Annotated in this window: 23 protein-coding genes; 5 read left to right on the forward strand and 18 right to left on the reverse strand. The window is 72.3% G+C overall.

The window, feature by feature from the left end:
• Positions 1-64 precede the first annotated feature (64 nt).
• Positions 65-1,246 (forward strand): PQQ-dependent sugar dehydrogenase, encoded by a 1,182-nt coding sequence (locus AB0G16_RS23650; RefSeq protein WP_362808703.1) that lies wholly within the window; start codon positions 65-67, stop codon positions 1,244-1,246.
• A gap of 79 nt (positions 1,247-1,325) precedes the next feature.
• Here the strand turns inward: AB0G16_RS23650 and AB0G16_RS23655 are convergent, their stop codons facing one another.
• The 3 genes from AB0G16_RS23655 to AB0G16_RS23665 all read right to left on the reverse strand — a co-directional run bounded on the left by AB0G16_RS23655 (position 1,326) and on the right by AB0G16_RS23665 (position 5,921).
• Complete coding sequence (locus tag AB0G16_RS23655) at positions 1,326-2,546, reverse strand: glycerophosphodiester phosphodiesterase family protein (RefSeq protein WP_362808706.1); 1,221 nt, start codon at positions 2,544-2,546, stop codon at positions 1,326-1,328.
• Between the two features lie 1,100 nt (positions 2,547-3,646).
• Entirely contained in the window at positions 3,647-4,510 is an 864-nt protein-coding gene (locus tag AB0G16_RS23660; RefSeq protein ID WP_362808709.1) for a class F sortase, read from the reverse strand.
• Positions 4,511-4,520: 10 nt separating this feature from the next.
• A complete protein-coding gene (locus tag AB0G16_RS23665; protein ID WP_362808712.1) occupies positions 4,521-5,921 on the reverse strand; it encodes a hypothetical protein in 1,401 nt (466 codons plus the stop codon).
• A gap of 274 nt (positions 5,922-6,195) precedes the next feature.
• Between AB0G16_RS23665 and AB0G16_RS23670 the strand changes: the two genes are divergently transcribed.
• Positions 6,196-7,341 (forward strand): acyl-CoA dehydrogenase family protein, encoded by a 1,146-nt coding sequence (locus tag AB0G16_RS23670; protein ID WP_362808715.1) that lies wholly within the window; start codon positions 6,196-6,198, stop codon positions 7,339-7,341.
• A gap of 53 nt (positions 7,342-7,394) precedes the next feature.
• Here the strand turns inward: AB0G16_RS23670 and AB0G16_RS23675 are convergent, their stop codons facing one another.
• Positions 7,395-7,979: a hypothetical protein gene (locus AB0G16_RS23675; protein WP_362808717.1), complete on the reverse strand. Its 585-nt coding sequence runs from the start codon at positions 7,977-7,979 to the stop codon at positions 7,395-7,397.
• Between the two features lie 102 nt (positions 7,980-8,081).
• On the opposite strand from AB0G16_RS23675, the gene AB0G16_RS23680 reads away from it, so the two are divergent.
• A complete protein-coding gene (locus AB0G16_RS23680; RefSeq protein WP_362808719.1) occupies positions 8,082-8,243 on the forward strand; it encodes a hypothetical protein in 162 nt (53 codons plus the stop codon).
• Between the two features lie 81 nt (positions 8,244-8,324).
• Here AB0G16_RS23680 and AB0G16_RS23685 read toward each other — a convergent pair whose 3' ends face one another.
• The 4 genes from AB0G16_RS23685 to pdxH all read right to left on the reverse strand — a co-directional run bounded on the left by AB0G16_RS23685 (position 8,325) and on the right by pdxH (position 13,134).
• On the reverse strand, positions 8,325-9,098 hold the full coding sequence (locus tag AB0G16_RS23685; RefSeq protein ID WP_362808721.1) for an alpha/beta hydrolase: 774 nt from the start codon (positions 9,096-9,098) through the stop codon (positions 8,325-8,327).
• 52 nt (positions 9,099-9,150) lie between these two features.
• Positions 9,151-11,376 carry a SpoIIE family protein phosphatase gene (locus AB0G16_RS23690; protein WP_362808724.1) on the reverse strand — a complete coding sequence of 742 codons (2,226 nt, stop codon included), beginning with the start codon at positions 11,374-11,376 and terminating at the stop codon, positions 9,151-9,153.
• Positions 11,377-11,493: 117 nt separating this feature from the next.
• Entirely contained in the window at positions 11,494-12,198 is a 705-nt protein-coding gene (locus AB0G16_RS23695; RefSeq protein WP_362808727.1) for a metal-dependent transcriptional regulator, read from the reverse strand.
• A gap of 282 nt (positions 12,199-12,480) precedes the next feature.
• Complete coding sequence (gene pdxH, locus AB0G16_RS23700) at positions 12,481-13,134, reverse strand: pyridoxamine 5'-phosphate oxidase (protein ID WP_362808730.1); 654 nt, start codon at positions 13,132-13,134, stop codon at positions 12,481-12,483.
• Positions 13,135-13,303: 169 nt separating this feature from the next.
• Here pdxH and AB0G16_RS23705 point away from each other — a divergent pair, with 169 nt between their 5' ends.
• Complete coding sequence (locus AB0G16_RS23705) at positions 13,304-14,410, forward strand: citrate synthase 2 (RefSeq protein ID WP_362808734.1); 1,107 nt, start codon at positions 13,304-13,306, stop codon at positions 14,408-14,410.
• Positions 14,411-14,712: 302 nt separating this feature from the next.
• Entirely contained in the window at positions 14,713-15,822 is a 1,110-nt protein-coding gene (serC, locus tag AB0G16_RS23710) for a phosphoserine transaminase (protein WP_362808737.1), read from the forward strand.
• A 197-nt stretch (positions 15,823-16,019) separates the two neighbouring features.
• On the opposite strand, the gene AB0G16_RS23715 is transcribed toward serC, so the two are convergent.
• The 10 genes from AB0G16_RS23715 to AB0G16_RS23760 all read right to left on the reverse strand — a co-directional run bounded on the left by AB0G16_RS23715 (position 16,020) and on the right by AB0G16_RS23760 (position 25,283).
• Positions 16,020-16,427: a BlaI/MecI/CopY family transcriptional regulator gene (locus AB0G16_RS23715; RefSeq protein ID WP_362808739.1), complete on the reverse strand. Its 408-nt coding sequence runs from the start codon at positions 16,425-16,427 to the stop codon at positions 16,020-16,022.
• 273 nt (positions 16,428-16,700) lie between these two features.
• The gene (locus tag AB0G16_RS23720; protein ID WP_362808742.1) at positions 16,701-17,324 is read right to left on the reverse strand and encodes a UTRA domain-containing protein; all 624 of its coding nucleotides are present in this window, start codon (positions 17,322-17,324) and stop codon (positions 16,701-16,703) included.
• A 274-nt stretch (positions 17,325-17,598) separates the two neighbouring features.
• Entirely contained in the window at positions 17,599-18,246 is a 648-nt protein-coding gene (locus tag AB0G16_RS23725) for a rhomboid family intramembrane serine protease (protein ID WP_362808745.1), read from the reverse strand.
• Positions 18,247-18,391: 145 nt separating this feature from the next.
• Entirely contained in the window at positions 18,392-19,156 is a 765-nt protein-coding gene (locus AB0G16_RS23730; RefSeq protein WP_362808748.1) for a crotonase/enoyl-CoA hydratase family protein, read from the reverse strand.
• Positions 19,157-19,166: 10 nt separating this feature from the next.
• Positions 19,167-19,940, reverse strand: coding sequence for an SDR family NAD(P)-dependent oxidoreductase (locus tag AB0G16_RS23735; protein ID WP_362808751.1), 774 nt, complete (start codon positions 19,938-19,940; stop codon positions 19,167-19,169).
• Between the two features lie 63 nt (positions 19,941-20,003).
• Positions 20,004-20,342 carry an STAS domain-containing protein gene (locus AB0G16_RS23740; RefSeq protein ID WP_362808754.1) on the reverse strand — a complete coding sequence of 113 codons (339 nt, stop codon included), beginning with the start codon at positions 20,340-20,342 and terminating at the stop codon, positions 20,004-20,006.
• Positions 20,343-20,640: 298 nt separating this feature from the next.
• Entirely contained in the window at positions 20,641-21,372 is a 732-nt protein-coding gene (locus tag AB0G16_RS23745; RefSeq protein ID WP_362808796.1) for an ABC transporter ATP-binding protein, read from the reverse strand.
• A gap of 56 nt (positions 21,373-21,428) precedes the next feature.
• Positions 21,429-22,193: a cobalt ECF transporter T component CbiQ gene (gene cbiQ / locus AB0G16_RS23750; RefSeq protein WP_362808757.1), complete on the reverse strand. Its 765-nt coding sequence runs from the start codon at positions 22,191-22,193 to the stop codon at positions 21,429-21,431.
• Entirely contained in the window at positions 22,193-23,245 is a 1,053-nt protein-coding gene (locus AB0G16_RS23755; RefSeq protein WP_362808760.1) for an energy-coupling factor ABC transporter permease, read from the reverse strand. The genes cbiQ and AB0G16_RS23755 overlap by 1 nt, the downstream gene beginning before the upstream one ends.
• Before the next feature lie 67 nt (positions 23,246-23,312).
• Positions 23,313-25,283 (reverse strand): glycosyltransferase family 2 protein, encoded by a 1,971-nt coding sequence (locus AB0G16_RS23760; protein ID WP_362808763.1) that lies wholly within the window; start codon positions 25,281-25,283, stop codon positions 23,313-23,315.
• Between the last annotated feature and the right edge of the window lie 102 nt (positions 25,284-25,385).

Below are 25,385 nucleotides of genomic sequence, written 5' to 3' on the forward strand. Positions count from 1 at the left end.
CGACCGATCCGGACGACCGGTCCGCGTGACCGGCCGAGACGCTCGGCCGCAGAAAGGGTGGGGCATGAGGAAGAACGCGAGCCGGATCGCGGCCGCCGCCGGGCTGACGGTCCTGCTGGCCGCCTGTGCCGGCGACCCGGCCGTTTCGGGACCCGCGCCCGGAGCCGCCACCCCGCCGGTGGCGACGACCGGCGGCGCGAGCGCGTCCCCCACCGGGACACCCGGCGCCGGGCGGAGCCCGGAGGGGACCTCGGCCCCGGCGCCGAGCGGGACCGGGACACCGGACCTGGGCGCGGGCCGGGAGGTGGCCCGCGGGATCCAGGCTCCCTGGGGGCTGGCCTTCCTGCCGGGCGGCGACGCGCTGGTCGCCGAGCGTGACAGCGGTCGCGTCCTGCGGGTCCCGGCGGGCGGCGGGCAGCCGCGCGAGGTCTACCGGGTGCCCGGCGTGGCCGCGGGCGGGGAGGGCGGCCTGCTCGGGCTCGCCGTCTCACCCGCCTACGACGAGGACCGGTACGTGTACGCGTACCTCACCGCCGCGTCCGACAACCGGATCGTGCGCTTCCGTCTCGACGACGCCACGCCCGAGCCGGTGTTCGAGGGCATCGCCAAGGCGGGCATCCACAACGGCGGCCGCATCGCGTTCGGCCCCGACGGCATGCTCTACGCCGGGACCGGCGACGCGGGAGAGCGCGGCGCCTCGCAGGACCCGGACAGCCCCAACGGGAAGATCCTGCGGCTGACCCCGGAGGGCGAGCCCGCCCCGGGCAACCCGCGCGCGGGCTCGGCCGTCTACAGCCTCGGGCATCGCAACGTCCAGGGGCTGGCCTGGGACGCGCGGGGGCGGCTGTTCGCGATCGAGTTCGGCCAGAACGCCCTGGACGAGGTCAACCTGATCGAGCCGGGCCGCAACTACGGCTGGCCCGAGGTCGAGGGGAAGGGCGACACGGACGGCGGCCGGTTCACCGACCCGCTGGTGACGTGGCCCACCGGTGAGGCGTCCCCGTCCGGCGCCGCCATCGCCGGGAACACCCTGTACGTGGCGGCGCTGCGCGGGGAACGGCTCTGGACGGTGCCGCTGCGCGACGGCCGGACCGGCGAGCCCCGCGCCGAGCTGACCGGGCGGTACGGCCGGCTGCGCACGGTCGCCGTGGCACCGGACGGCGCGCTCTGGCTGACCACGTCCAACACCGACGGACGCGGTGACGTACGCGACGGTGACGACCGGATCCTGCGCTACCCCGCCTGACCCGGCACAGGGCGACGCCCGCCGGCCCCGGCGCGCGGGCTCTCCCGCCCTCGGCGCGCGGGCCCTTCGGCACCGCGCGTCAGTCCCCGGGGCGCATGCTCTCCCGCACCGCGCGCGCGAGTCCGGGGTCGTCGGCGATGACACCGTCCACCTTCAGCCGGTACAGGTGCCTCAGCCACGTCCTCACCTGCTCGGTGACCCGGTCGGTGTCGCGGCCGCGGTGTTCGGCCCGCAGCCGCGCGTCGAGCCTGCGGACCGTGGTGGCGTGCACCAGCAGGCCCTCGCGGTGGGCGTTCCCGACGAGCGCGGCGGGCGAGATCGGCCTCCCGTCGATGCCGCCGGACTCGCCGGGGCCGATCCGCTTGGTGACCACGCCGATGCCGTCGGCGTACCGGGCGATCTCCGCCAGGCCCTTCGGCGTCACCATGTCGTCGTAGGTGCGCCGGTCACCGGCGCGCACGAGGTCGTACGGCGCCCCGGTGGCGGCGACGAACTGGACGAGCCGTATCCCGGTGAGGGGACGCAGCCGCCGGAGGTTCCCGGTCTCGAAGGACTGGATGAACACCGGGTCGTCCTCGCCGTCCCAGCCGTGCCGCTTGAACGTCTCCAGCAGCGGCCCCTCCAGCGGCAGGCCGATCGAGGCGAAGTAGGTGGGGAACTTGGTCTCGGCGTACACGCCCACGCCGTGCTTCCGCGCGAGCCGGACGATCTCGTCGAGCGTCGGGATGCGGGCCCTGCCGTCGTAGGCGGTGTTGTCCCGCCGTTGCCGGGCGAAGCGTTCCCTGGCGCGCAGGGTGCGCAGCTCGGCCAGGGTGAAGTCCTCGGTGAACCAGCCCGCGCGCCGCGCGCCGTTGACGAGTTTGGTCGTCCTGCGGGCGGCGAACTCGGGGTGTTTCTCCACGTCCGTGGTCGCCGACAGTTCGTTCTCGTGCCGGGCGACCAGCACGTGGTCCTTGGTGGAGACGAGGTCGGGCTCGATGAAGTCGGCGCCCATCGAGATGGCGACCCGGTAGGACAGCAGCGTGTGCTCGGGCCGGAAGGCGCTGGCGCCGCGATGCGCGATGACGATCGGGGTGACCTCGTGGTCTCCGCTCCCGCGCGCCACCGGGCTCCCGCGCCGGCCGCTCCTGGCGACCACGGAGCGCCCGGCCGCGGACCTCGCGGAGCGTCCCTGCTGACGGGCGGGCCGTCCCGCCTGACGGGCGGACCGTTCCACCTGGTGAGCGGGCCGTTCGGCCTTCTGACCTCCGGTGCGCGCCCCCGTCGTCTCGGCGTGGTGGAGAGCGCCGATCGCGGCCATTCCTATGATTACGGCCAGAAAACCGGCCCGCGTCCTGCTCACCCGTGTACACCCCTCGCTCCGGTCCAGCGGGGGGACACATTGGTATAAACGTCTATACCCGGACCGGATACGCGAATGCCTATTAGAAGCGATCAGCGTATGAAATGGGACGTAATCTACCTCGGGCGCATCGGCGGAACCGTCGGCTCGGCACCCGCACCCTCTCGCGGGACCGCCGGTTCAGTGTCCTCGCCGCCCCAAGGACCGCCGGCTCGGCGTCCCGGCCCCTCGGAGCACGGCGGGCTCAGCGCCCCCGCCCCTGGCGCGACCGGCCCGCCCCGGCCTTCCCGTGCCGCTGACGTTGGTGCCGTACGTCGTGCCTGGCCCTCGACGGGCGACCGGACCACCGCTCTCCGCCGCGCCGGATCTCCGATCCGCGCCGCCCGAACCCGCGCTCGCCGTGTCGTCCGAATTCTCTCTCGCCGTACCGCCCGAACCCGCGCTCGCCGTACCGCCCGTACGCCGGGCCCTCCGAACGCCCGATACCGCGCTCCTCGTACCGGCCGGGCACGCGATCCCGTGAGCGCCCGAACGCGCCGTCCTCGTACCGGCCCGTCCCTCTCCAGTCACCGGCCTCCCGGCCCCCGTACCGTGACCCCCCTCGCCCCGGCCGCCAGGCTTCCCGGCCCTCGCCGCGTGCGGCGCCCGGCTCCGTCCGTCCGAAGGCGCGCTTGAAGGCCCGCGCGAACGTCCGCCCGTCGTACCGCCCGGCGTCCGAGCGTGGTCGTCCGGCCGTCCATCCCGCGGCGCGCTTCACGTCCGGCTTCGCGGGTCGCTTGGCGACCCAGCCGGCGGACCGCTCATGCGGCTGCTTCGTGTGCTGGACGCCGCCGACGGCGGCCACACCTATGAGTACGGCTACGACACCGGCCCGCATGGTGCTCACCTGGGCATACCCCCGTCTTCATCGTTCGGGGGGACCCACCTGGTACAAACGGCTTCTACCCGGATCGCCAGGGCGGCTAACGAGCATCCGCGCGCGCGGTCCCCGGCGCGCGGACGCGGGGACCGCGCTCGCGGACGCGGCGGGTCCCCGGCACGCGGACCAGGGACCGCGCTCAGGCGCGGCGGGTCTTCGACAGGGTCGCGTAGACGATGATGTTGTCGGTGTAGTGGCCGGTCCTGGCGTTGTAGACGCCACCGCAGGTGACGAGCCTCAGCGTCGCCTCACCGGTGTTGCCGTAGACCCGCTTCGACGGGAACGCCTTCTTGCTGACCTGCTCCACGCCGTCGACCGTGAACTCCGCGATGGTCCCGTCCGACCGGGAGACCTTGATCTTGTCCCCGCGGCTGACCTCCTTCAGGCGGCTGAAGACCGCGGCCCCGCGCTTGTTGTTCACGTGCCCCAGCACGACCGAGGGGCCCTGCTGCCCGGGGATCGGGCCGTGCTTGTACCAGCCGGCCAGGGTGGGCCTGTTCAGCGGGGGCGTCTGGATCTCCCGCTTGGAGTCGACGCCGAGCGCCATCAGCGGGGCCATCACACCGATCTTCGGGATGGCCAGGCGCCGGGGCCTCACACCGTCGCTCTTCAACGGCTCCGGAGGCTGGACCACGGGCAGCGGCGGCGGCGCCGTGGGGGCGGCGGGCGTCAGCGGGACGTCGAGCCCGCCGGGGCCGACCGAGGCCGGCAGCGTCTGGCCCGGGGGCTGCTGGTCGGCGACCTGCTGCCCGGCTCCCGGATCCTGGGGCCCCAGGGGGCTGGCGGCCGCCTGCGGCACGGGCGGCCCGTACGGCGCGTCCTCCTCCACCGGCGTCAGGTAGGTGAGCAGGCCGGCCATGATCGCGGCGACGCCGCCGAGGGAGCCGGCCACCAGCAGCCCGCCCATCAGCAGGTTCCCCTTGGGCTTGGGCGCGGGACCGCCGCCGTCGTAGGGAGCGGGTCCGCCGTGGTACGGATCGGGGCCGGTGGGTCCTTGGTACATCCGGGTCTCCTCAGCTGTCCCTCTGACCTCGGGCGTGTGCCGCCCGCCGCCTCATCAGGGCCAGGCCTCCGAGCGCGCTCCCGGTCACCATGGCCGTTCCCGCGCCCAGCATGCCCAGGCCCGAGCCCTCGCCCGGCGCCTGCCCGGTCTGCGCCCCGCCGCTCGGCGTGATGATCACCTGCGGCGTGGTCGGCGTGGCCCTGGTGGGGGTGACGACGGCGGTCACGGTCAGGGTCGGCCTGGGCGTCGAGGTGCCGCCGTTCGCCCCGGCCGACGGGTTGCCGCTCGCGGACGCGGACGCGCTGGCCGAGGCGCTGGCCGAGGCGGACGCGCTGGCCGAGGGCGAGACACTGCCCGAGGGCGAGACACCGTTCGACGGGGAGACACTGCCCGAGGGGGAGACACCGTTCGACGGGGAGACGCTCGTCGAGGGGCTCGTCCCCGTCTCGGAGATGGTGACGTCCACCGAGACGGGCGCGCTGTCGAGCGTGCAGGTGGCCCGGTAGTCCTCCGGCGGGTTCTGCAGCTCCCGGGTGATCACCCGGAACGCGTCGAGCTGTGCCCACTTGCCGTCGAGGTTCCTGACGTCGACGGTGTGCTTGCCGTACTTGAGGCCGTTGAACTTCCACAGCGTGACCCCGCCCTGGTGCGCGGCGTTCGTCGGCGTGCCGTCGCCGTTCTTCGAGGCGTCGACGAAGGACGGCGTGGCGTCCTGGCCGTTGATCCTGAACCCGACCTTCCCGGCCTCGGTGCTGCGCCGGGCGACGTACTCGATCCCGGTGCCGGTGAAGGTGAAGGAGGTCCAGGAGTTCACCTTGTTCGTGCGGTGCAGGTCACGGCCGTGGTCGCCGATGCTCGGCGCCTGGTCGTTCACGTCCTCCCAGTCGCCGGCCGCGTGGTAGCTCACCCGGGGGTCGTCGTCGTTGACCATGACCTCGCCGGCCGGGGGGATGAAGTCCACGAACAGCTTCCGGGGGCTGACCTTGATCTTTCCGGCCTCGGCGGTGTGGGCGGAGTCGGAGATCCCCTCGGGGAGCTTCAGGATCTTTCCGGGCTGGAGCTTGCCGGGCTGGTCGGCGGAGCCCTTCGGCTGGAGGACGCCGACCCAGCTCCCGGAGATCTGCACGTTCCCGGTGACCAGGGTCTTGGCTCCGGCCTCGAAGTAGTCCGGCGAGCCGAACCGGGTCGGGGCGCCGTTCTTGTAGTTGAGGTCCCAGCCGATGCTGAGCGGCTCGCCGACCTTGAGCGTCGTGGGGATCGACACCTTGGTGCGAAGGCTCACCGCGCCGCCGTTCAGGGCGATCCCGCCCTTACAGGTGTAGTCGACCACGAGTTCGGCGTTGCTGGCACCGGCCGCGCCCGAGGGCAGCACGACCAGCGCGCCGCCGAGAAGGAACAGGGCCGAGACCACGACGGACCTGGGAAGCCGAGCTCGCCACCGAACCACCACACACTCCGATCACGAAGGCCGCCCTCACGGGCATACCCATGGCACACCAAGGGTAGATCGTACGGTTTCGCCCGTCTTCGGCGCAGCGAGATGATGAACGGGGCGCACACCGTGGCGCACTTGTGATCTGAACGGACCCATGCGTACCTCCGCGAAGGTCGCGGGCGGCCCGGAACCGGGTGTACCTGAAAGTAACAGAATCGTATTCTGTACCACGGACCCTAGGAGGCACATCGTGCAGCGAGACCTTTTCGAGGAGGAGCACCAGCTCTTCCGGGAGACCGTACGTGAGTTCCTGGCACGCGAGGTCGCGCCCCACCACGACCGCTGGGAGAAGGAGGGCATCGTCCCGCGCGACGTGTGGAGGAAGGCCGGCGCGATCGGGATGTTCGGCTTCGGCGTGCCCGAGGAGTTCGGCGGGGCGGGGATCAAGGACTTCCGCTACAACACCGTGATCGTCGAGGAGGTCATGGCGATCGGCGCGACCGGCCTGGGCTACTCGCTGCACAACGACGTGATGGCCCCGTACTTCGTGGACCTCACCGACGACGGGCAGAAGGCCCGCTGGCTGCCCGGGTTCGCCAGCGGCGAGCTGATCACGGCGGTCGGCATGAGCGAGCCCGGCGCCGGCAGCGACCTGCAGGGCATCCGGACGACGGCCGTGCGCCAGGGCGACCACTACCTGCTCAACGGCCAGAAGACCTTCATCACCAACGGCATCAACTCCGACCTGGTCGTCGTGGTCGCCAAGACCGACCCCGAGGCCAAGGCCCGGGGCATCTCCCTGCTCGTCGTCGAACGGGACATGGAGGGCTTCACCCGGGGCCGCAACCTGGAGAAGATCGGCATGCACGCCCAGGACACGGCGGAGCTGTTCTTCGACAACGTCCGGGTGCCGGCGGCCAACCTGCTCGGCCCGCAGGAGGGGCAGGGCTTCTTCCAGCTCATGGCCAACCTGCCGCAGGAGCGCCTGTCCATCGCGGTGATGGCCGTGGCGGCGGCGGAGACCGTGCTCCGGACGACCATCGAGTACTGCAAGAGCCGCACCGCCTTCGGCCGGAACATCGGCAGCTTCCAGAACACCCGGTTCGTCCTGGCCGAGCTGGACACCGAGGTGGACATCGCCCGTCACTACGTGGACCGGTGCGTCCTCGCCCTGAACGCCGGCGAGCTCACCCCGGTGGACGCCGCCAAGGCCAAGTGGTGGACCACCGAGCTGCAGACCAAGGTCATCGACCGCTGTCTCCAGCTGCACGGGGGGTACGGCTACATGATGGAGTACCCCGTCGCCAAGGCCTGGGTCGACAGCCGCGTCCAGACCATCTACGGCGGCACCACCGAGATCATGAAGGAGATCATCGGCCGCTCCTTCGGCTTCTGAACCGGTTCCCCGCCCGGGGTCCCGACCGGCCGGCGGCCACCGTGCCGGCCCCGTCACTCCTTGGTGATCTTCGCGATCTGCACCGCCACCCCGTCCTTGATCGTCACCTCGGCGAAGATGACGACGTCCTTCCGCAACGCCTTCCGCAGCTGCTCCATCGAGCAGCTACGCGGGGCCTTGCCGTCGTCGCAGACCACCCCCCGCTCGTCGTTCACCACCGTGAACGGCAGCAGGAGCGCCTTCACCTCCTGGTCGCTCTCGGGGGTCACCGTGATCCCGTCCACCCCGCGCAGGGCGAGCTGCCCGCGCACCTTCGCGTCGACGCCCCGCCCGCCGGGGACGCTCACCGACACGGAGGGCGCCGGTTCCGCGGAAGGCGTCGGCTCCGTGGAGGGCGTCGGCTCCGTGGAGGGCGTCGGCTCCGTGGAGGCGGAGGGAGAGGCGGTGGGCGAGAGGAGGGCCGACGGCGAGACCGACGGGGACGGCGAGGGGAGGGCGGAGGGGGTCGTGGAGGCGGTCACGGTGACGGTCGCGGTCGGCGCCGCGGCGGACACGCCCGCCCCGCCCGAACACGCGCACAGGCCCGCGGCCAGCATCGCCACCGGCAGGACACGCGTCATCTTCGATGTTCTGTTCACGAGACGCAACGATCTCACGGGCCGGGGATCGCGTTGACCGGCCGCGGCGACGGCTCCGCCGACGCATACTGGTCAGCGGAGACCTCCACGGGATGGTGACGAATGGACAGCGGCCTGATTCTGCTGATCTTCCTGGCGTTCCTGTTCGCCTGGGGCCTGAACCGGGTGCGACGTGCCTTCCGGCTCGGCCCCGTCGCGTACGCGGGCGTCATGATCGTGTTCGTCGTCGTGATGCTCGCCGTCTGGGGGCAGACCTTCCGCTGACCCCGCGGCCGCCCGGGACCGGCCCGCCCACCTGCCGGCCCGCCTCCCTGCCGGCCCGCCGCCGGGGCCCTCTCCCGGACGCTACCCGGACGCCTCCAGCAGCACGCGCGCGACCAGCTCGGGATCGTCCGTCATCGGCAGGTGCCCGCAGCCCCGCAGCAGCTTCACCCGCTGCCCGGACCACCGGGCGGCCCGGACGGCCTGGCGGCGCACGAGCAGCCTGTCGCGTTCACCCCAGGCGATCGTGACCGGCACCTTGGGCGGCGCGGGGGGCATCAGCCCGGCGAAAGAGGCCAGGGTCTCGTCGAACCCGGGAGCCTGCCCGAGTGCCTGGAGGGCGGCCAGCAGCGCCTCGGGCGGGAGCCTGCCGGGGTGGGCCACCATGAGACCCGCGGCCAGCGTACGGCCCGGCGGGGTCCCGGCGAGGGCGAGCGCGCGGTCCGGGGGGAGCCTCACGGCCGAGGCCCTGCTGAGGCGCAGGGCGGCTCGCGCGTACGCGAGCTCGGTGCGGTTCCAGAATCCCGCGGGGGAGAGGGCGGCGGCCGAGCGGACCACGGCGCGCGAGGCCAGTTCCAGGGCGAGGTAACCGCCCAGGGAGTTGCCCGCCACGTGAGGGTCGCGCAGGCCCATGACCGCGAAGAAGGACTCGATCGCGTCCGCCAGGCTCTCGGCCGTGTACGGCGTACCGGGCGGCAGCGGCGGTGAGACCCCGAAGCCGGGAAGGTCGACGGCGATGACGTCGCGCTCGGCGGCGAGCCGGTCCAGCACTGGCAGCCATGCCTGCCAGTGATGCCCGATCCCGTGCAGCAGGACCAGGGAGGGACCCGTACCCCGTCGTTCGAACGCCAGCTCCATGCCCCGAGTCAACCACCGATCCGGAGCACGTTCCAGCCTTGCCGACGGCGGCTCAGCGCGACCTGGTGGGGATCTCGAACCAGACGGCCTTGCCTTCCTTGGTGGGGCGCGAGCCCCAGCGCCTGGCGAGCTGGTCGACCAGGTAGAGGCCCCGGCCGCCCTCGTCGTTCTCCCCGGCGCTGCGGATGCGCGGCAACCGCAGGTCCTGGTCGAAGACCTCGACCCAGACGGACTCCCGGCCCCGGCGGAGCCGGAGCGTGAACTCCTTCTCGTTGACGATCTCGTCCTCGAAGCCGGGGACGTCCCAGGACTCGTCGAACGGCAGCGGAGGGCCGTCCATCGTCAGCTCCCTGCGCGGGATGCTGGCGGTGGCGGCGTGCAGCACGACGTTGGTGACGACCTCGGAGACCAGCAGGCAGGCGAGCTCGGCCCGCTCCTCGGGGACGTTCCAGCCGACGAACGCCTCCAGGGCCATCCTGCGCGCCTCCCCCACCATGATCGGCTGGGCCGGGAAGGTGCGCTCCTCGACGTCCAGGTCCTCGGCGGCGGACCTGATCACGAGGATGGCCATGTCGTCGTCGATCTCACCGGGCACCGCGACCGTGGCGGCGTCGGCGATCCGCTCGACGGAGGCGTCGGTGATCTCGATGAGCTTGCCGCAGAGCTGCGACAGCGTCTCCTCGACATCGGGAGGGTGGCCGTCGGCGTCGCGGAGGGGGCGGCGGTCGACGAGCCCGTCGGTGTAGAGGAGCAGGGCGGCACCGCGCGGCAGCGTCCGCGTCTCCTCCTTGTAGACCAGGTCCGCGTGCAGCCCCTTGGCCCGTACCCCCAGCGGCTGGCCGACCTCGCGGATGTCCAGCTCGGTGCAGGTGTCCCCGATGAGCAGCAGCGGCGGGGCGTGGCCGGCGTTGGCGAACGACAGCTGCCGCGACCAGGCGTCGTAGACCAGGTACTGGCAGGTGACGATGGGCGGGATGCTGATGTCGGTGCCGCTCTCGTCCTGCTCGGGGGTGGCGATGATGCGCGTCCACTCGTCGAGCCTGGCCAGGATCTCCGCGGGCGGCTTGTCGTCCTGGGCGAAGGCGCGCAGCGCCGCCCGGAGCTGCCCCATCACCGCCGCCGCCTTGGCGCCCCTGCCCTCGACGTCGCCGATGACGATGCCGACCCGGCCCGCCGAGAGCGGGATGACGTCGTACCAGTCGCCGCCTACCTGGGTCTGGATGCCCTGCCCGTGACTGGCCAGGGGTGCGGCCGGGTAGTAGCGGACGGCGATCTCCAGCCCGTCGAGCTGCGGCAGCTCGCGGGGCAGCAGGTGCTTCTGGAAGGACTCGGCGGTGTGCCGCTCCTCCTCGAACAGCAGGGCGTTGTCGACGGCCAGGGCGACCCGGGTGGCGATGGCCCCCACGAAGTCGCGGTCGAAGGCGTCGTAGTGCGGGCTGCGCCGGTCGGTCAGGTTGGACAGCCCCAGGTACATCAGCCCCAGGGTCTCGCCGCGCACGCACAGCGGCGCCACGATGGCCGAGGTCATGCCGATCTCGGCGGCCAGGCGGGTGTTGGCCTCGCCGGTGCTGGGGTAGCTGGTCTGGGAGAAGTCCTCGACGAGGATCGTCTCCTGGCGGCGCAGCGCGGTGTCGGCGTAGTGGCCCGCCGGGTAGCGGATCTCCGCGCCGACCGGCGCCCAGGTGTCGGCCGGCGGGCTCCACCCCTGGACGTGGGTGGAGACCCTGCGGACCATCCGGCCCTCCTCCATCAGTTCGATGAAGCAGTGGTCGGCGAACTGCGGGACGAGCATCTCGGCGACGCGCTTGAGCGTCTCCTCGACGTACAGCGATCCGGCGAGGCGCTCGCCGATGCGTTCCAGCAGCCCGAAGCGGTCCTTCTCGCGTTCGTTGCTGCGCATCGCCTCGCGGGCGGTGATGACGATGCCCGTCACCGCTCCGGAGGGGTGCCGCAGCGGCACGGCCTGGGCACGGACGTAGATGATCGTCCCGTCACCGCGCCTGACGTCGAACGTGCCCTCCCAGACGCCGCCCTTGAGGACGTGCTTGGAGAGCTCGACGGCCAGCGGGTGGTCCTTCTCCATGATGCCCAGGGAGAGGGACGGGTCGCGGGGCCCCGACGTGCCGGGGCGTCCGAAAAGCCTTTCGGCGAAAGGGTTCCAGTAGAGCAGGTTGCTGAACCTGTCGGTGACGACCACCGCCATCTCAGCATGGTCCAGGACGGAACCGGCCGTAAGGTGCTCGGCGGCGTCCTGGGAGACATCCCCCCACCGCTTCATCCGGTGACCGCCCCTCGTGGGCGGGTGTGTGCAAAGCGAACCACGGTTGCTCCTGCAGTCTCGGCCTGGGAGCGGAGGGACTCCCGAACGGGATCCAACCGAGCTAAGGGGCCTCGGTCAGCGAGTGGAGACGAAAACGTGCGCGGCGATCTCTCGCGGGAGAACCGCAAGAAGATTGTCCGCCTCGCTATCACCTGTCACCCGCACACCGTCGTCGCTCGCCGCGAGCGTCACCTCGCGTCCGGGTTGTATCCCAACTTGCTTGAGTTTAAGCATCACAGCCGGATCGCTTTGCACTTGTTCGCTAATTCGCCGGACCACAACGGGTATATCTCTGGGTCCGGCCATCGCGACCATCGACGGCAGCGTCTCCAGGCGGCCGTCGGGGAGGCCGGGAACGCCGAGTTCCTCCAGGCCGGGGATGGGATTGCCGTGCGGGTCCTCGGTGGGATTGTTCAGCAGGCCGACCAGCCTGGCCTCCACCGACTCGGACATGACGTGCTCCCAGCGGCAGGCCTCGATGTGCACCTCCTCCCACGGCAGGCCGATGACCTGGGTGAGCAGGCACTCGGCGAGACGGTGCTTGCGCATCACGCGTGTGGCGAGCGTGCGGCCCAGATCGGTCATGGTCAGGTGGCGGTCGCCCTCGACGCGTACCAGCCCGTCGCGCTCCATCCGGGCGACGGTCTGGCTGACCGTGGGACCGCTCTGCTGGAGCCGCTCGGCGATGCGGGCGCGCAGGGGGACGATGCCCTCCTCCTCCAGCTCGAAGATCGTACGAAGGTACATCTCCGTCGTGTCGATCAGGCCGTGTGCGGTCAAGGTTCCTCCCGTCCTCTCTCGATGCTACGTCCACCGCGCGGCGTTCTCGGGAGAGCGGCGCGGGACCTCGGAAGTTCGAGAACACGACCCTATTGGGAGAACGGGTCGCTGTGACAAGGGACAGCAACACCGGTGGTCACGAAATCCTTCCCGAACTGCCGGAACGAGACCCGGCGGGCGCGCGCCGGACCCGCGCGACCCGGTCCGGGAGGCCAGGTGTCCGATCACTTCGCGGTCCGGCCCGGCGGGCCGGGGGCCCCGGACGACCGCCCGCCCCCCGGCTCAGGGCGCCAGGCGTTCCACCAGCCAGGAGGCGCCGGAGCGCCGGTAGCGAAGGCGGTCGTGCATGCGGTCGGTGCGGCCCTGCCAGAACTCCACCTCCGAGGGCACCACGCGGAACCCTCCCCAGAAGTCGGGGACCGGCGGATCCTCCGGCCAGCGCCCGGCCAGCTCCTCGTAGCGGTCGTCCAGCTCCTGCCTGGAGTGCACCACCGCCGACTGCCGCGACGCCCAGGCCCCGATCCGCGACCCGTAGGGGCGGGTCATGAAGTACGCGGCCGACTCCTCCCGGGGCAGCCTCACCACCGCCCCCTCGACCCTCACCTGGCGGCGGATCGAGTGCCAGGGGAACAGCAGGGCGGCCCGCGGGTTCTCCGTCAGGTCGCGGCCCTTGCGCGACTCGTAGTTGGTGTAGAAGACGAACCCGTTCTCGTCGTACCCCTTGAGGAGTACGGTCCTGGCGGTCGGCCGGCCCCCCGCCGAGGCCGTCGCCAGGACGGTCGCGTTGGGCTCGGGAAGCCCGGCGTCCACGGCCTCGCCGAACCACGCGGCGAACTGCGACACGGGGTCGGGTGCGAGATCCGCCTCCCGCAGAGGCTCTCCCTGATACGTACGGCGAAGTCCCGCCACCGAAGGCGGTCGCGATGCGGCATCCACGGGAAGGTATTCTCGCGTGCCGAGCCGGATGCCCGTACGGCGCCCCCCACCTGCGGCGATCGCGTTCAGGCGGGTCCGGCGGCACACCGCCTCGACCCAGGGGGTTGAATATGACCCGCCGGTATCTCGACATCAAGGCTTTGACTTCAAGAAAGGGAGGCGGCCGAGAATGTCCGACTTCAAACCCGGGCTCGAAGGCGTAGTAGCTTTCGAGACGGAGATCGCGGAACCGGACAAAGAAGGGGGCGCCCTCCGTTATCGGGGCGTCGACATCGAAGAGCTGGTCGGCCGCGTCCCCTTCGGGAACGTGTGGGGCCTGCTCGTCGATAACGAGTTCCAGCCGGGCCTGGCCCCGGCCGAGCCTTGCCCCGTTCCTGTCCATTCCGGTGACGTCCGCGTCGACGTGCAGAGCGGGCTGGCCATGCTGGCCACCTCGTACGGCTTCAAGCCGCTGCTCGACATCGACGACGCGCAGGCCCGCGCCGACCTCGCGCGCGCCAGCGTGACCGCCCTCAGCTTCGTCGCCCAGTCCTCGCGCGGCCAGGACAAGCCCGAGGTCCCCCAGAGCGAGATCGACAAGGGCGAGAGCATCGTCGAGCGCTTCATGATCCGCTGGCAGGGAGAGCCCGACCCCCGCCACGTCAAGGCCATCGACGCCTACTGGACGTCCGCCGCCGAGCACGGCATGAACGCCTCCACCTTCACCGCCCGGGTCATCGCCTCCACCGGGGCCGACGTCGCCGCGGCGCTGAGCGGTGCGGTCGGCGCCATGTCCGGGCCGCTGCACGGTGGCGCGCCCGCGCGCGTGCTGCACATGATCGAGGGCGTCGAGCAGGTCGGCGACGCCAAGAAGTACGTGCAGTCCGAACTCGACAAGGGCCAGCGGCTCATGGGCTTCGGCCACCGCGTCTACCGTGCCGAGGACCCCCGGGCGCGCGTGCTCCGCCGCACCGCCAAGGAGCTCGACGCACCGCGGTACGAGGTCGCCGCGGCGCTGGAGAAGGCGGCCCTGGAGGAGCTGCACGCCCGCAAGCCCGACCGGGTGCTGGCCACCAACGTCGAGTACTGGGCCGCGGTCATCCTGGACTTCGCCCAGATCCCCTCGTCCATGTTCACCTCGATGTTCACCTGCGCCCGTACCGCGGGCTGGGCCGCCCACATCCTGGAGCAGAAGCGCACGGGCAGGCTCGTCCGCCCCAGCGCCGACTACGTGGGTCCCTCCCAGCGCGCGGCCCAGGACGTTCCCGGGGCCTCCGAGGTCGTCGGCTCCGTCTAGGGGCCGTCCCCGGAGAGGTCCCACCCCGCGGCTGCCGCGCGGACGTCCCGCGCGGCAGCCGTCGGCGTTCTCCGGCGACCGCTCTCCTCCGGGCGCGGCGTCCTCCCGGGCACCGTGCCCCTTGTGCCACCGCGTCCCTTGTGCCACCGTGCCCCTTGTGCCACCGCGTCCCGTCAGGCGCGGCGTCCCGCCCGGCACGCCCCCCGCGTGGTCCGCCGGGTGTGAGCCCATCCCCTGACACGACCCGTCTCAGGATCCGGACCCCGTCCTGGAACACCCCGCGGGCTCAGTAGGCTGGTCAGGTGGCTGACATCGTGATTCCCTCTGACCTCAAGCCCGCCGACGGCCGTTTCGGCTGCGGGCCCTCGAAGGTGCGCCCCGAGCAGCTCTCGGCTCTCGCGGCCTCCGGTGCCGGCGTCCTGGGCACCTCCCACCGCCAGAAGCCGGTCAAGTCGCTCGTCGGGCGCGTCCGCGCGGGGCTGTCGGAGCTGTTCTCCCTCCCCGAGGGGTACGAGGTGGTCCTGGGCAACGGCGGCACGACCGCGTTCTGGGACATCGCCGCCTTCGGGCTGATCCGCGAGAGGTCCCAGCACCTGCACTTCGGCGAGTTCTCCTCCAAGTTCGCCTCCGTCGCCGCCAAGGCGCCGTGGCTCGGCGACCCGACCGTGATCAAGTCCGAGGTCGGCAGCCACCCCGAGGCCCGCACCGAGGAGGGCGTCGACGTCTACGCGCTCACCCACAACGAGACCTCCACCGGCGTGGCGATGCCGATCCGGCGGGTGGGCGAGGAGGGCTCGCTCGTGCTCGTCGACGCCACCTCCGGCGCCGGCGGCCTGCCGGTCGAGGCGAGCGAGTTCGACGTCTACTACTTCGCCCCGCAGAAGAGCTTCGCCTCCGACGGCGGCCTCTGGATCGCCCTGATGTCCCCGGCCGCGCTGGCCCGGGTGAACGAGATCGCCTCCAGCGGGCGCTACGTCCCCGAGTTCTTCAGCCTGCCGGTGGCCATCGACAACTCCTCCAAGGACCAGACCTACAACACCCCCTCGGTCGCCACGCTCTTCCTGCTCGCCGACCAGATCGAGTGGATGAACGGCAACGGCGGCCTGGCCTGGACGACGGCCCGCACGGCCGACTCGGCCCGGCGCCTGTACACGTGGGCGGAGAAGACCTCCTACACCACCCCGTTCGCGGGTCCGGAGTTCCGCTCCAACGTGGTCGGCACGATCGACTTCGCCGACGAGGTCGACGCCTCGGCGATCGCGAAGGTCCTGCGCGCCAACGGCATCGTCGACACCGAGCCCTACCGCAAGCTCGGCCGCAACCAGTTGCGCGTCGCCATGTTCCCGGCCGTCGACCCCGACGACGTCGAGGCCCTGACCGCCTGCATCGACCACGTCGTCGAGCGGCTCTAGCCGCCGTACCGGCCCCGGGGAGCGGGTGGACCGGCCCGTGGGCCGCGGTCCGTCCGCCCGCGACGGGGCCGGTCCCCCGGCAGACGGCCGCGGGGCCGCGCACCCGGGGGCCGTCCCTCGGGCGGACGGGGTGCCCGGTCCCCGGGCGGACGCCGCCACGGCGGGGCCCCGGAGAGTCCGTCCCCGCGCGGACGCCGCTACGGCAGGACGCTCGGGAGACCGCTCGCCCTGGGCGGGTGCGCCCGCTCCCCCGCGCGCCGGGCGAGCTCGTGCAGCAGGCGCACGGCGTCGTCCGGGGCCACCCCCTCGGCGAACCGGGAGAGCACCGGGGCCCGGTCGGGGCTGCCCTCCAGGGCGGCGAGCATCAGCCCGGCCACGTGTTCGTCCCGGGATCGTCTGGCCGTGTAGCGGAAGGCGTTGCGCGCGGGCGCCCTCTCCAGCAGCCCCTTCCTGACGAGGCGCTCGGCGACCGTCTGCACGGTGGTGTAGGCCAGGTCGCGTTCCGCGTCCCGGTTCAAGATGTCCTGTACCTGGCGGACCAGCAGTGGTTGCTTGCAGCCCCACAACACGTCCATGATCGCTCGCTCCAGGGATCCCAGGTTCACCCGCGGCCACCTCTCGAGGATCGCGCCCGGCGGCGACGGCCCTGGGGAGCATGTACGGGCACGCGGCCGAGCAAGTCCACACATGAAATTTTGTCATATTGTCACTTAAATCCTCGGATGCGGCCATAGCCGATCGCCCTCGGCATGACGTTCCCGGCCCACACCCCCGGATCGGCGACCGGTGGGCGGCGGGCCGCGCCGCCCGCCGGCGGCGGACGCCCGGCAGGCGGGAAACGGCCGCCGGACCGGCCGGCGCCGAGGAGGGACCGCAGGTCAGAACTGGTCGGCGCCGGTGACCTGCGCGACGGGGAACACGTGACGTGAGGCGGCACAGACCGTCTCCAGCACGTGCACCGGGGTGCCGTCCGCGGAGTACGCGGCACGCAGGATCCGCACGACCCACTCGCCGGGATCGAGCCGGAGCGTCGCGGCCTCCGAGGCGGCCGGCGGCCGGGCCACGAGCTCCTCCTCGGCGTGACCGAACCGGTGGCCCAGCGCCTCGATCGCGGCCTGCAGGCTGGGCCGCAGGAAGCCCGGATCCGCCAGCGGGGTCCCGCCGAAGAGGTCCAGGCGGAGGTAGCTGGTGGCGACGCGTACGGGCACGCCGTCGGCGAACATCATCTTTCTGCGGGCGAGGACCTCCTCGCCGGGCTCGACCCGCAGCGCGGCGGCGACGTCGTCACCGGCCGGTTCCGGGCCGACGTGGAGCATCCGGCGGGTGGGCCGCACGCCCTGGCGGGCGGCCTCGGTCACGAACAGCGACTCGGAGCCCCGTACGGCGGGCTCGGTGGGGATCGCGCGCCGGACCAGCACCCGGGGCACGGCGCGGGCCCGCGGCGCCGCCCGTCCCCCCTGCCCTCCTGCGACCGGCGCGCCGGTCGCGATCTCGTCCCCCACGGGTCGGCCCTCCTGCACGCGATGTTCCCGACCGACCCTATTCGATCCTGACGACCGCGGACCGCAGGCCGCCCTTACGGCGACACCCCGCACCCGGGGAGCCCTCCACGGCCTTCACAGGCCCGCACAGCACCCGTCAAGGACGGACGAGTCACATGCCGCGTATCCCATCGATCCGGACGGCCCCGGAGGACGGGCCCTGCGGCGCGACGGGCTCGGCGGGTCCGGGTGCCCTCGGCGGGACCCCGGCGCGGATGCCGGCGAACCTCGGACCTCAGTGGGCGGTGGAGAGCGCGCGGCGCCTGCGGCGCACCACCCAGGCCGCGAGGACACCGCCCAGCAGCCCGAACAGGTGTCCCTGCCAGGAGATGCCCGGCTGGCTGGGCAGGACGCCCCAGATGATCGAGTAGTAGGCGATCGCCACGCCCACGCCGACCATGATGTCCAGGGCGCGGCGGTCGAACAGCCCGCGGGCGACGACGAAGCCGAAGTACCCGAAGACCAGCCCGCTGGCGCCGACCGTGAGGCTCTGCGGCGGACTGGTGAACCAGACGCCCAGACCGCTGACCAGCACGATGATCAGGCTGGCGGCCAGGAAGCGGCCGATCCCGCGCAGCGCGGCGAAGAAGCCCAGGACCAGCAGGGGGAGCGAGTTGGCCATCAGGTGGCCGAATCCGGCGTGCAGGAAGGGCGCGAGGAAGATGCCCCCGAGGGCGTCGGGATCCCAGGCCCAGATGCCGTAGACGTCGAACTCCGCCGGGAGGACGTAGTCGGCGATCTCGGCCGCCCACATGGAGCCGACCATGAGGACACTGACGATCGCCGCGCCCAGGGCGCCCGCCGCCAGATCTCCCGCCCTGCGCTTCAGGACGGCGCCGGTGGATCGTCCGGTGGGGGTCGTTCCGTGGGCGTGGTCGTTCATGCACTCTCCCGGCCTTGGAGCGGTGGGTGGACGTCAAGTGCCCGCGCCGCACTCGTCCACACCTTTACCGTACGCACTCTTGGCCGTGAACGCGCCGGGCGCGACCCTTTTGGATCGCGCCCGGCGGAAAATCATCCTGATGGTGTTACTCGCCCCTCCATTGGGGGGCGCGCTTCTCGGCGAAGGCCGCCGCGCCCTCCATGGCGTCCTTGGAACCGAACACCGGGTTGATGATCTCGCTCTGCTTGGCGAACATCTCCTCCCGGCTCCAGTCCGCGGACTCGACGATCACGCGCTTGGTGGCGGCGAGCGCCAGCGGGGCGTTGGCGGCGATCCTCTTGGCCAGCTCGACGGCCCCGGCCAGCGCCTCGCCCGCGGGCGTGACGTGGTTGACCAGGCCGAGCTCGTACAGCCGGGCGGCACTGAAGTGGTCGCCGGTCAGGGCGATCTCCATGGCCACGTGGTACGGGATGCGCCGCGGCAGGCGCATCACGCCGCCCGCCCCCGCGACCAGGCCGCGCTTGGGCTCGGGCAGCCCGAACTTGGCCTCCTCGGAGGCGATGATGATGTCGCAGGCCAGCGCCAGCTCACACCCTCCGGCCAGGGCGTAGCCCTCGACGGCGGCGATGAGCGGCTTCTTCGGCGGCGCCTCGACGAAACCGCCGAAGCCCCTCCCCTCCATGACCGGGAAGTCCCCGGTCAGGAACCCCTTGAGGTCCATGCCGGAGGAGAACGTGCCCCCCGCGCCGGTCAGGACGTAGGCGGAGACGTCCTTGCGCTCCTCCAGCTCGTCCAGGGCCGCGGCGACCCCCCGGGCGACGGCGCCGTTGATGGCGTTCCTGGCCTTGGGGCGGTTGATCGTGATGACGGCGACGCCGCCGTCCACGTCGACCAGAACCTCGTCAGACACCGGATGACTCCTACTTGGGCTGGAAGCGGATACCGCCGTCGAAACGGATCGTCTCGGCGTTCATGTAGTCGTTCTCGATCAGCGCGCGGACCAGGTGCGCGAACTCCGACGCCAGGCCGAGGCGCTTGGGGAAGGCCACCGGGGCGATGAGCTTGGCCTTGAACCCCTCCGACTCCGGCGACGTGCCGTAGATCGGGGTGTCGATGATGCCCGGGCAGATGGTGTTGACGCGCACGCCGATGGCGGCGAGGTCACGCGCGGCCGGGAGGGTCATGCCGACGATGCCGCCCTTGGACGCGGAGTAGGCCACCTGCCCGGTCTGCCCCTCCAGCGCCGCGATCGAGGCGGTGTTGATCACCACGCCGCGCTGGCCGTCCGCGTCGACCGGCTCGTTCCTGGCGATCGCCGCGGCGCCGATGCGCATGAGGTTGAAGGTGCCGATCAGGTTGACCTCGATGACCTTGCGGTACGAGGCCAGGTCGTGCGGCGAGCCGTCGCGGCCCACGGTCCGGCTGGCCCAGCCGATGCCCGCGCTGTTCACCACCACGCGCAACGGGCTGCCGACCGCCACCGCCGCGTCCACGGCCGCCTGCACCTGTCCCTCGTCCGACACGTCGGTCTTGACGAAGACGCCGCCGAGCTCGTCCGCCAGGGACTTGCCGCGCTCCTCGTTGAGGTCGGCGATGACGACGGTGGCACCGTGCGCGGCGAGGTCGCGGGCCGTGGCCTCGCCGAGGCCGCTGGCACCGCCCGAGATGATTGCTGCTGCTCCGTTCAGGTCCATGAGCGGACTTTAACGCGCGGACCGAATGAAGTTCTACTGGGGGTGGGGTAAATCTCCGTGGCGTCAGATCTCCCCGACGGCACTGCCCACGTCCGGATACACCTTGATCCGCCGGTCCATCCCGGTGGTGCGGAGGATGCGGGCGACCGGCGCCTGCGGGGCCGCCAGGCAGACGCCGCCGCCCTGGCCGGTGGCCAGCCGCCACGCCTCGATCAGCACCGACAGGCCGCTGGAGTCCATGAAGGACAGCGCGGTGAGGTCGAGGACCAGCCGCGCGCCGTCCAGCTTGATCGCCTCGCGGACCTCGTCCCGCAGGAAGGGTGCGGTGAAGAGGTCGAGTTCACCCTCGACCGCCACCACCACGGCGTCACCGACGGCACGGCGCGCCAGCCGTAGCTTCATCAGTCCTCCTCGGCCCGAAGGGCAGACCCACTTTACTTCGCCGTCACTCCGCGCGAGGTCCCGTGCGACTCTTCGGGGGAAAGTTCACCCCCCGCCCCGCTCCCACACGCCCGTTCGTCCCCTCCGGGGCGTCGAAGGCCCCTTCGGTGCCCGCGCGTCCCCTCACTGTCCGCGACCGTGTGATCCGGCGGCATCCCGTCATGATCCCTCCCGTGTCCCGCCGGCACCCCGCCCGCGTCCCGGCGACGGCGCCACCGGGGACGTGGGGACACGCCCCGGGAACGGGCGGCGCGACCGCTCAGGGCGGCGCGAACCCGTAGGGCAGCTCCAGCCGGTGCGCCGCCAGGAGTCCGGCGTCGGAGAGGATCTCGCGGGTCGGCCCGTCCGCGGCGATGACGCCCCCCGAGAGGATCAGCGAGCGCTCGCAGAGCTCCAGCGCGTACGGCAGGTCGTGGGTGACCATGAACACGGTCACGTCGAGCCCGCGGAGGATCTCGGCGAGCTCGCGCCGGGAGGCCGGGTCCAGGTTGGAGGACGGCTCGTCCAGCACCAGGATCTCCGGCTCCATGGCCAGCACCGTCGCCACCGCGACCCGGCGGCGCTGGCCGAACGACAGGTGGTGCGGCGGCCGGTCGATCGTCTCCAGCATGCCCACGCGCTCCAGCGCGCCCCTGACCCGGCGCTCCAGCTCCTGTCCCGTCACCCCGGCGTTGACCGGGCCGAAGGCCACGTCGTCGCGGACGGTCGGCATGAAGAGCTGGTCGTCGGGATCCTGGAAGACCAGCCCGACCCGTCTGCGGACCTCCGCGAGCGTCGCCTTCCCGACCGGCAGCCCGGCCACCGAGACCGTGCCGTGCCCGGCGGCGAGGATGCCGTTCAGGTGCATCACCAGCGTGGTCTTGCCCGCGCCGTTCGGGCCGAGCAGCGCGACCCGCTCGCCCCGCTCCACCCGCAGGTCCACGCCGAACAGCGCCTGAGTGCCGTCCGGATAGGCGTACGCCAGGCGGCTCACCTCCAGCGACGGCGGCACGGACCCCCGCCGGGGTGCCGTCCCGGGCGGCGAGGACGGCGAGGACGAGGGCGAGCTCATGTGAACCCCCAGCTTCCGAGCAGCACGGCGAGCGCCGCACCCGGCAACATACCGGCGGCCAGCCACTGCCGCGACGCCGCGGACACGTCCTGGATCACCGGCATCGTGCCCGTGTACCCGCGGCTCAGCATCGCCAGGTGCACCCGCTCGCCCCGCTCGTAGGAGCGGATGAACAGCGCGCCCGCCGACCTGGCGATCACCGGGATGTGCCGCACGTCCCTGGCCGTGAACCCGCGTGACTCCCTGGCCACCCGCATCCGGCGCATCTCGTCCAGGATGACGTCCAGGTAGCGGAGCATGAACATGGCGATCTGCACCAGCAGCGGCGGCAGCCGCAGGCGCTGGGCGCCCAGCAGCATCAGCCGGGGTTCGGTGGTGGCCGCGAGCAGCACGCTCGCGGCGACGCCCAGGGTCGCCTTGGCCAGGATGTTCCACGCGGCCCACAGGCCCGCGACGCTGAGCGAGAGCCCCATGAAGGTCGTCCGCTCGCCGGACCCGATGAACGGGACGGCCAGGGCGAAGGCCACGAACGGGACCTCCACCACCATCCTCCGCAGCACGAACCCGGCCGGCACGCGAGCCAGGGCCGCCACGACGGCCAGCAGGACCGCGTACAGCCCGAAGGCCCAGAACCACTCGCGGGGGGTGGCGACCACGACCAGCGCGAAACCGGCCACCGCCACCAGCTTGCACTGGGGCGGAAGCCGGTGAACGAGCGTGTCCCCCGGCCGGAACAGGCGGCTCGCGTGGCCGGCTCCCACTAGACGGAGGCCTCCTCGCGGCGGTCGTCGGCCGGTCCGGAGTCCCCGCCGCGCCGGCGCACGGCGAGGAAGAGCCCGCCGCCGGCGACGAGGGTCGCCCCGGCGCCGACCAGACCGGCCACCCCCACCGGGATGCCGCCCACGTCCCCGTAGTCGGCCAGTGGCTGCTCGCCCAGCGGGTGGTCGGCCGCCTGGCCGATGAAGCCCTTGTCCTCGGCGACCCGCTCCAGGCCGTCCGGCGAGGAGGAGGCGTAGAAGCTGACCGCGCCCGCGAGCAGCGCGGTCGCCGCCACCCCGGCCGGCAGGAACCAGTTCCGGCGGCGGGAGGTCGCGGCCGGGACCGGGGCGCCGGGGGCACCGGGGACGACGGTCACGTCCCCGTCCGTGCCGCGCAGCACCAGCGGCGCGACGATCTCCCTGGCGCCGTACACCAGGTCGGGCCGGACGGCCAGGACCGTGCTGACCGTGACGGCGGTGATCAGGCCCTCCCCGACGCCGATCAGCAGGTGGACGCCCCCCATGGCCGCGGCCACCGTGCCGATCTCGATCGGCGCGGTGCCGCCGATCCAGAACAGCAGCGTGAACACCAGCGCCGTGGCGGGCACCGAGAGCAGCGCCGCGACGAACGAGGCGGCCACCACGGCCCCCCTGCCCCGCACGCTCCGGGTGATCAGGCGGAAGACGCCCCACGCGACCAGCACCGCCACGACGCCCATCAGCGTGATGTTGACGCCCAGCGCGGTCAGCCCGCCGTCGGCGAAGAAGAACGCCTGGACGAGCAGGACGACGGCCACGCAGAGCACCGCCGTGTAGGGACCGACGAGTATCGCCGCGAGCGCCCCTCCGAGGAGGTGACCGCTGGTCCCGGCCGCGACCGGGAAGTTGAGCATCTGGACCGCGAAGATGAAGGCGGCGACCAGGCCCGCCATCGGAGCGGTGCGGTCGTCGAGCTCGCGGCGGGCGCCGCGCAGGCAGACGGTGACGCCCGCGGCGGCCACGACTCCCGCCGACAGCGACACGGCCGCGTTGAAAAAGCCATCGGGTACGTGCACGACAAGCCTCCGGGATGCGGATGTGACCCCACTTTAGGCCATGGCTTGTAGGTGCAACATAGTGGCATTAACGAACGATGCGCTTGATGAAGGTGCGCGGGCCGAGGGTGCGCACCACCGTGCTGAGCCGGCCCTTGCCCGCGGTGGCGTAGGGCCGGACGCTCCACCGGGTCGTGCCCCGCCACCAGGTACGCGGATGCTCGATCACCTCGGGCACCGCCTCGATCCTGAACCGGGCGGGCGGCCCGCCCAGGTCCAGCTCCAGGTAGGCGTCCCAGGTGCCCGGGCCGAGCCTGCCCATCGCCTGGCAGGCCGTGAACGTGCCGTCCCCGCCGACCGCGACCGGCTCGCGCCGCTCCCGCCCCGACTCGCGCTCCCGCCAGACGAGGTGGCGCACCGCCCTCGGTGCCGGCGAGGCGGCGCCCACGACGGCCTCCCCGTCGAGCACCAGCCGGTGCCCGGCCGTCCACCGGGCGCGCACCAGCCGCGCGCCCCCCGGCACCGGGACCACGTACCCGCCGATGTCCAGGCTGAGGTTGCCGTAGGGACGGGTGAAGTACGGCAGGGCGACCACGTCGCCCGCCACCCGTGGCGCGGGCGGGGCGACGACCCCGTCCCGGTCGGCGCCGAGCCGGGCGGTCCTGGGCACCCCCTCGAAGGTGACGCTGACGTGCACGTCCCAGACGCCCGTCGCCAGGGTGGTGACGTCCACGATCCCGGTGAACCCGGCACAGCCGCCGGTCACCGGGATCGTGACCTCGTCCACCGGGCCGATGCCCGGGTTGCGGCGGCGCAGCACCAGGACGGGGTCCCCGCCGGCGATCTCCGGCCGGTCGTACCGCTCCAGCGTGCTCAGCGCCACCTTCCCCGAGACGGCCAGGCGCCCCTCCCCCTCCCAGCGCAGCGCGGTCAGCTCCCGGCGGACCGCGGCCGACTCGATGTGCGCCAGCCGCACCAGCCGGTCGATGTCCTCCAGCGCGGCGATCCTGCTCCGGTCGATCGCGGGAAGCCGGTCACGGACGCCGTCGGTCAGCCACCGCTCGCACATGTCGGCCACCTCGGCGACGATCTCCTTGCGCTGGACCTCCCCGGCCTCCAGGAAGGGCCTGCCCAGGTTGCCGAAGGCGTCCATCCGGAAGTGCCGGCGCAGCAGGTGGTCGCGCAGCTCGCCCGGACGCACGTGGGCGAGCATGAGCCCGATCGGCTTCTTGATCATCCGCAGCCAGGAGACCGGGTCCCGGCTGCCCCGCCGCTGCATGATGCTGGTCCCGTCCGGCCGGTCGACCAGGTGGTAGCAGTCGTAGTCGGCGACCACCGAGATCACGTCGGCGTGGCAGTAGGCGTGGGTGGTGAAGACCACGTCCTCGCCCACCAGGAGCGTCTCGTCGAAGCGGATGGCGTGCCGGTCCAGCATCTCCCTGCGGAACAGCTTGAAGCAGCTCAGGCTGTTGTAGACCGCGCTGTGGCCGAGCGGCACCCGCTCGGCGTTCTCCTTGAACATCGACACCGGCACCTTGCGGTCGTGCCCCACGATCTTCCCGAGCACGATGTCCGACCCGTTGCGGTCGGCCATGGCGAGCATCCGCTCCAGCGCCTGGGGGCCGAGGTAGTCGTCTGCGTCGCAGAAGAAGACGTACCTGCCGCGCGCGTGGGAGAGCCCGACGTTGCGCGGCCGCCCGGCGCCGCCGGAGGCCTCCTGCCGGACGACGCGGACCACGCCGCGGTGGCAGGAGGCGTACAGGTCGGCCAGCGCCCCGCCGCCGTCGGTGGAGCCGTCGTCGACGACCACCACCTCCAGGGCCACCCGCTGGATCAGCAGCGAGGTCAGGCACCTGTCCAGATAGGAACGGCAGTTGTGCAGGGGGACGATCACGGTGACGTCGACGTCGGACCGGATCGTCTCCTCCCTGGTGATGTCACAGCCGTTCGTGATGTCGGACTCGTCCGTGAACCCGGACCCGTCCGTGGTTCCAGAGCCGTCCGTGATTCCAGAGCCGTCCCGCCCCGTACGGGCTCTCTGAAGGATCGTTACCGTCACCGCCGCGCCCCTCGTCGGTCACTTTCCGCGTATGTGGTGTCTCAGTATGTGACGGACGGCCACGGTCTGCGGGACGAATTCCGATGGTCGCCTCCCCCATCT

Origin of the sequence: Streptosporangium sp. NPDC023615, from assembly GCF_040640155.1 — a bacterium.
GTDB lineage: Bacteria > Actinomycetota > Actinomycetes > Streptosporangiales > Streptosporangiaceae > Streptosporangium.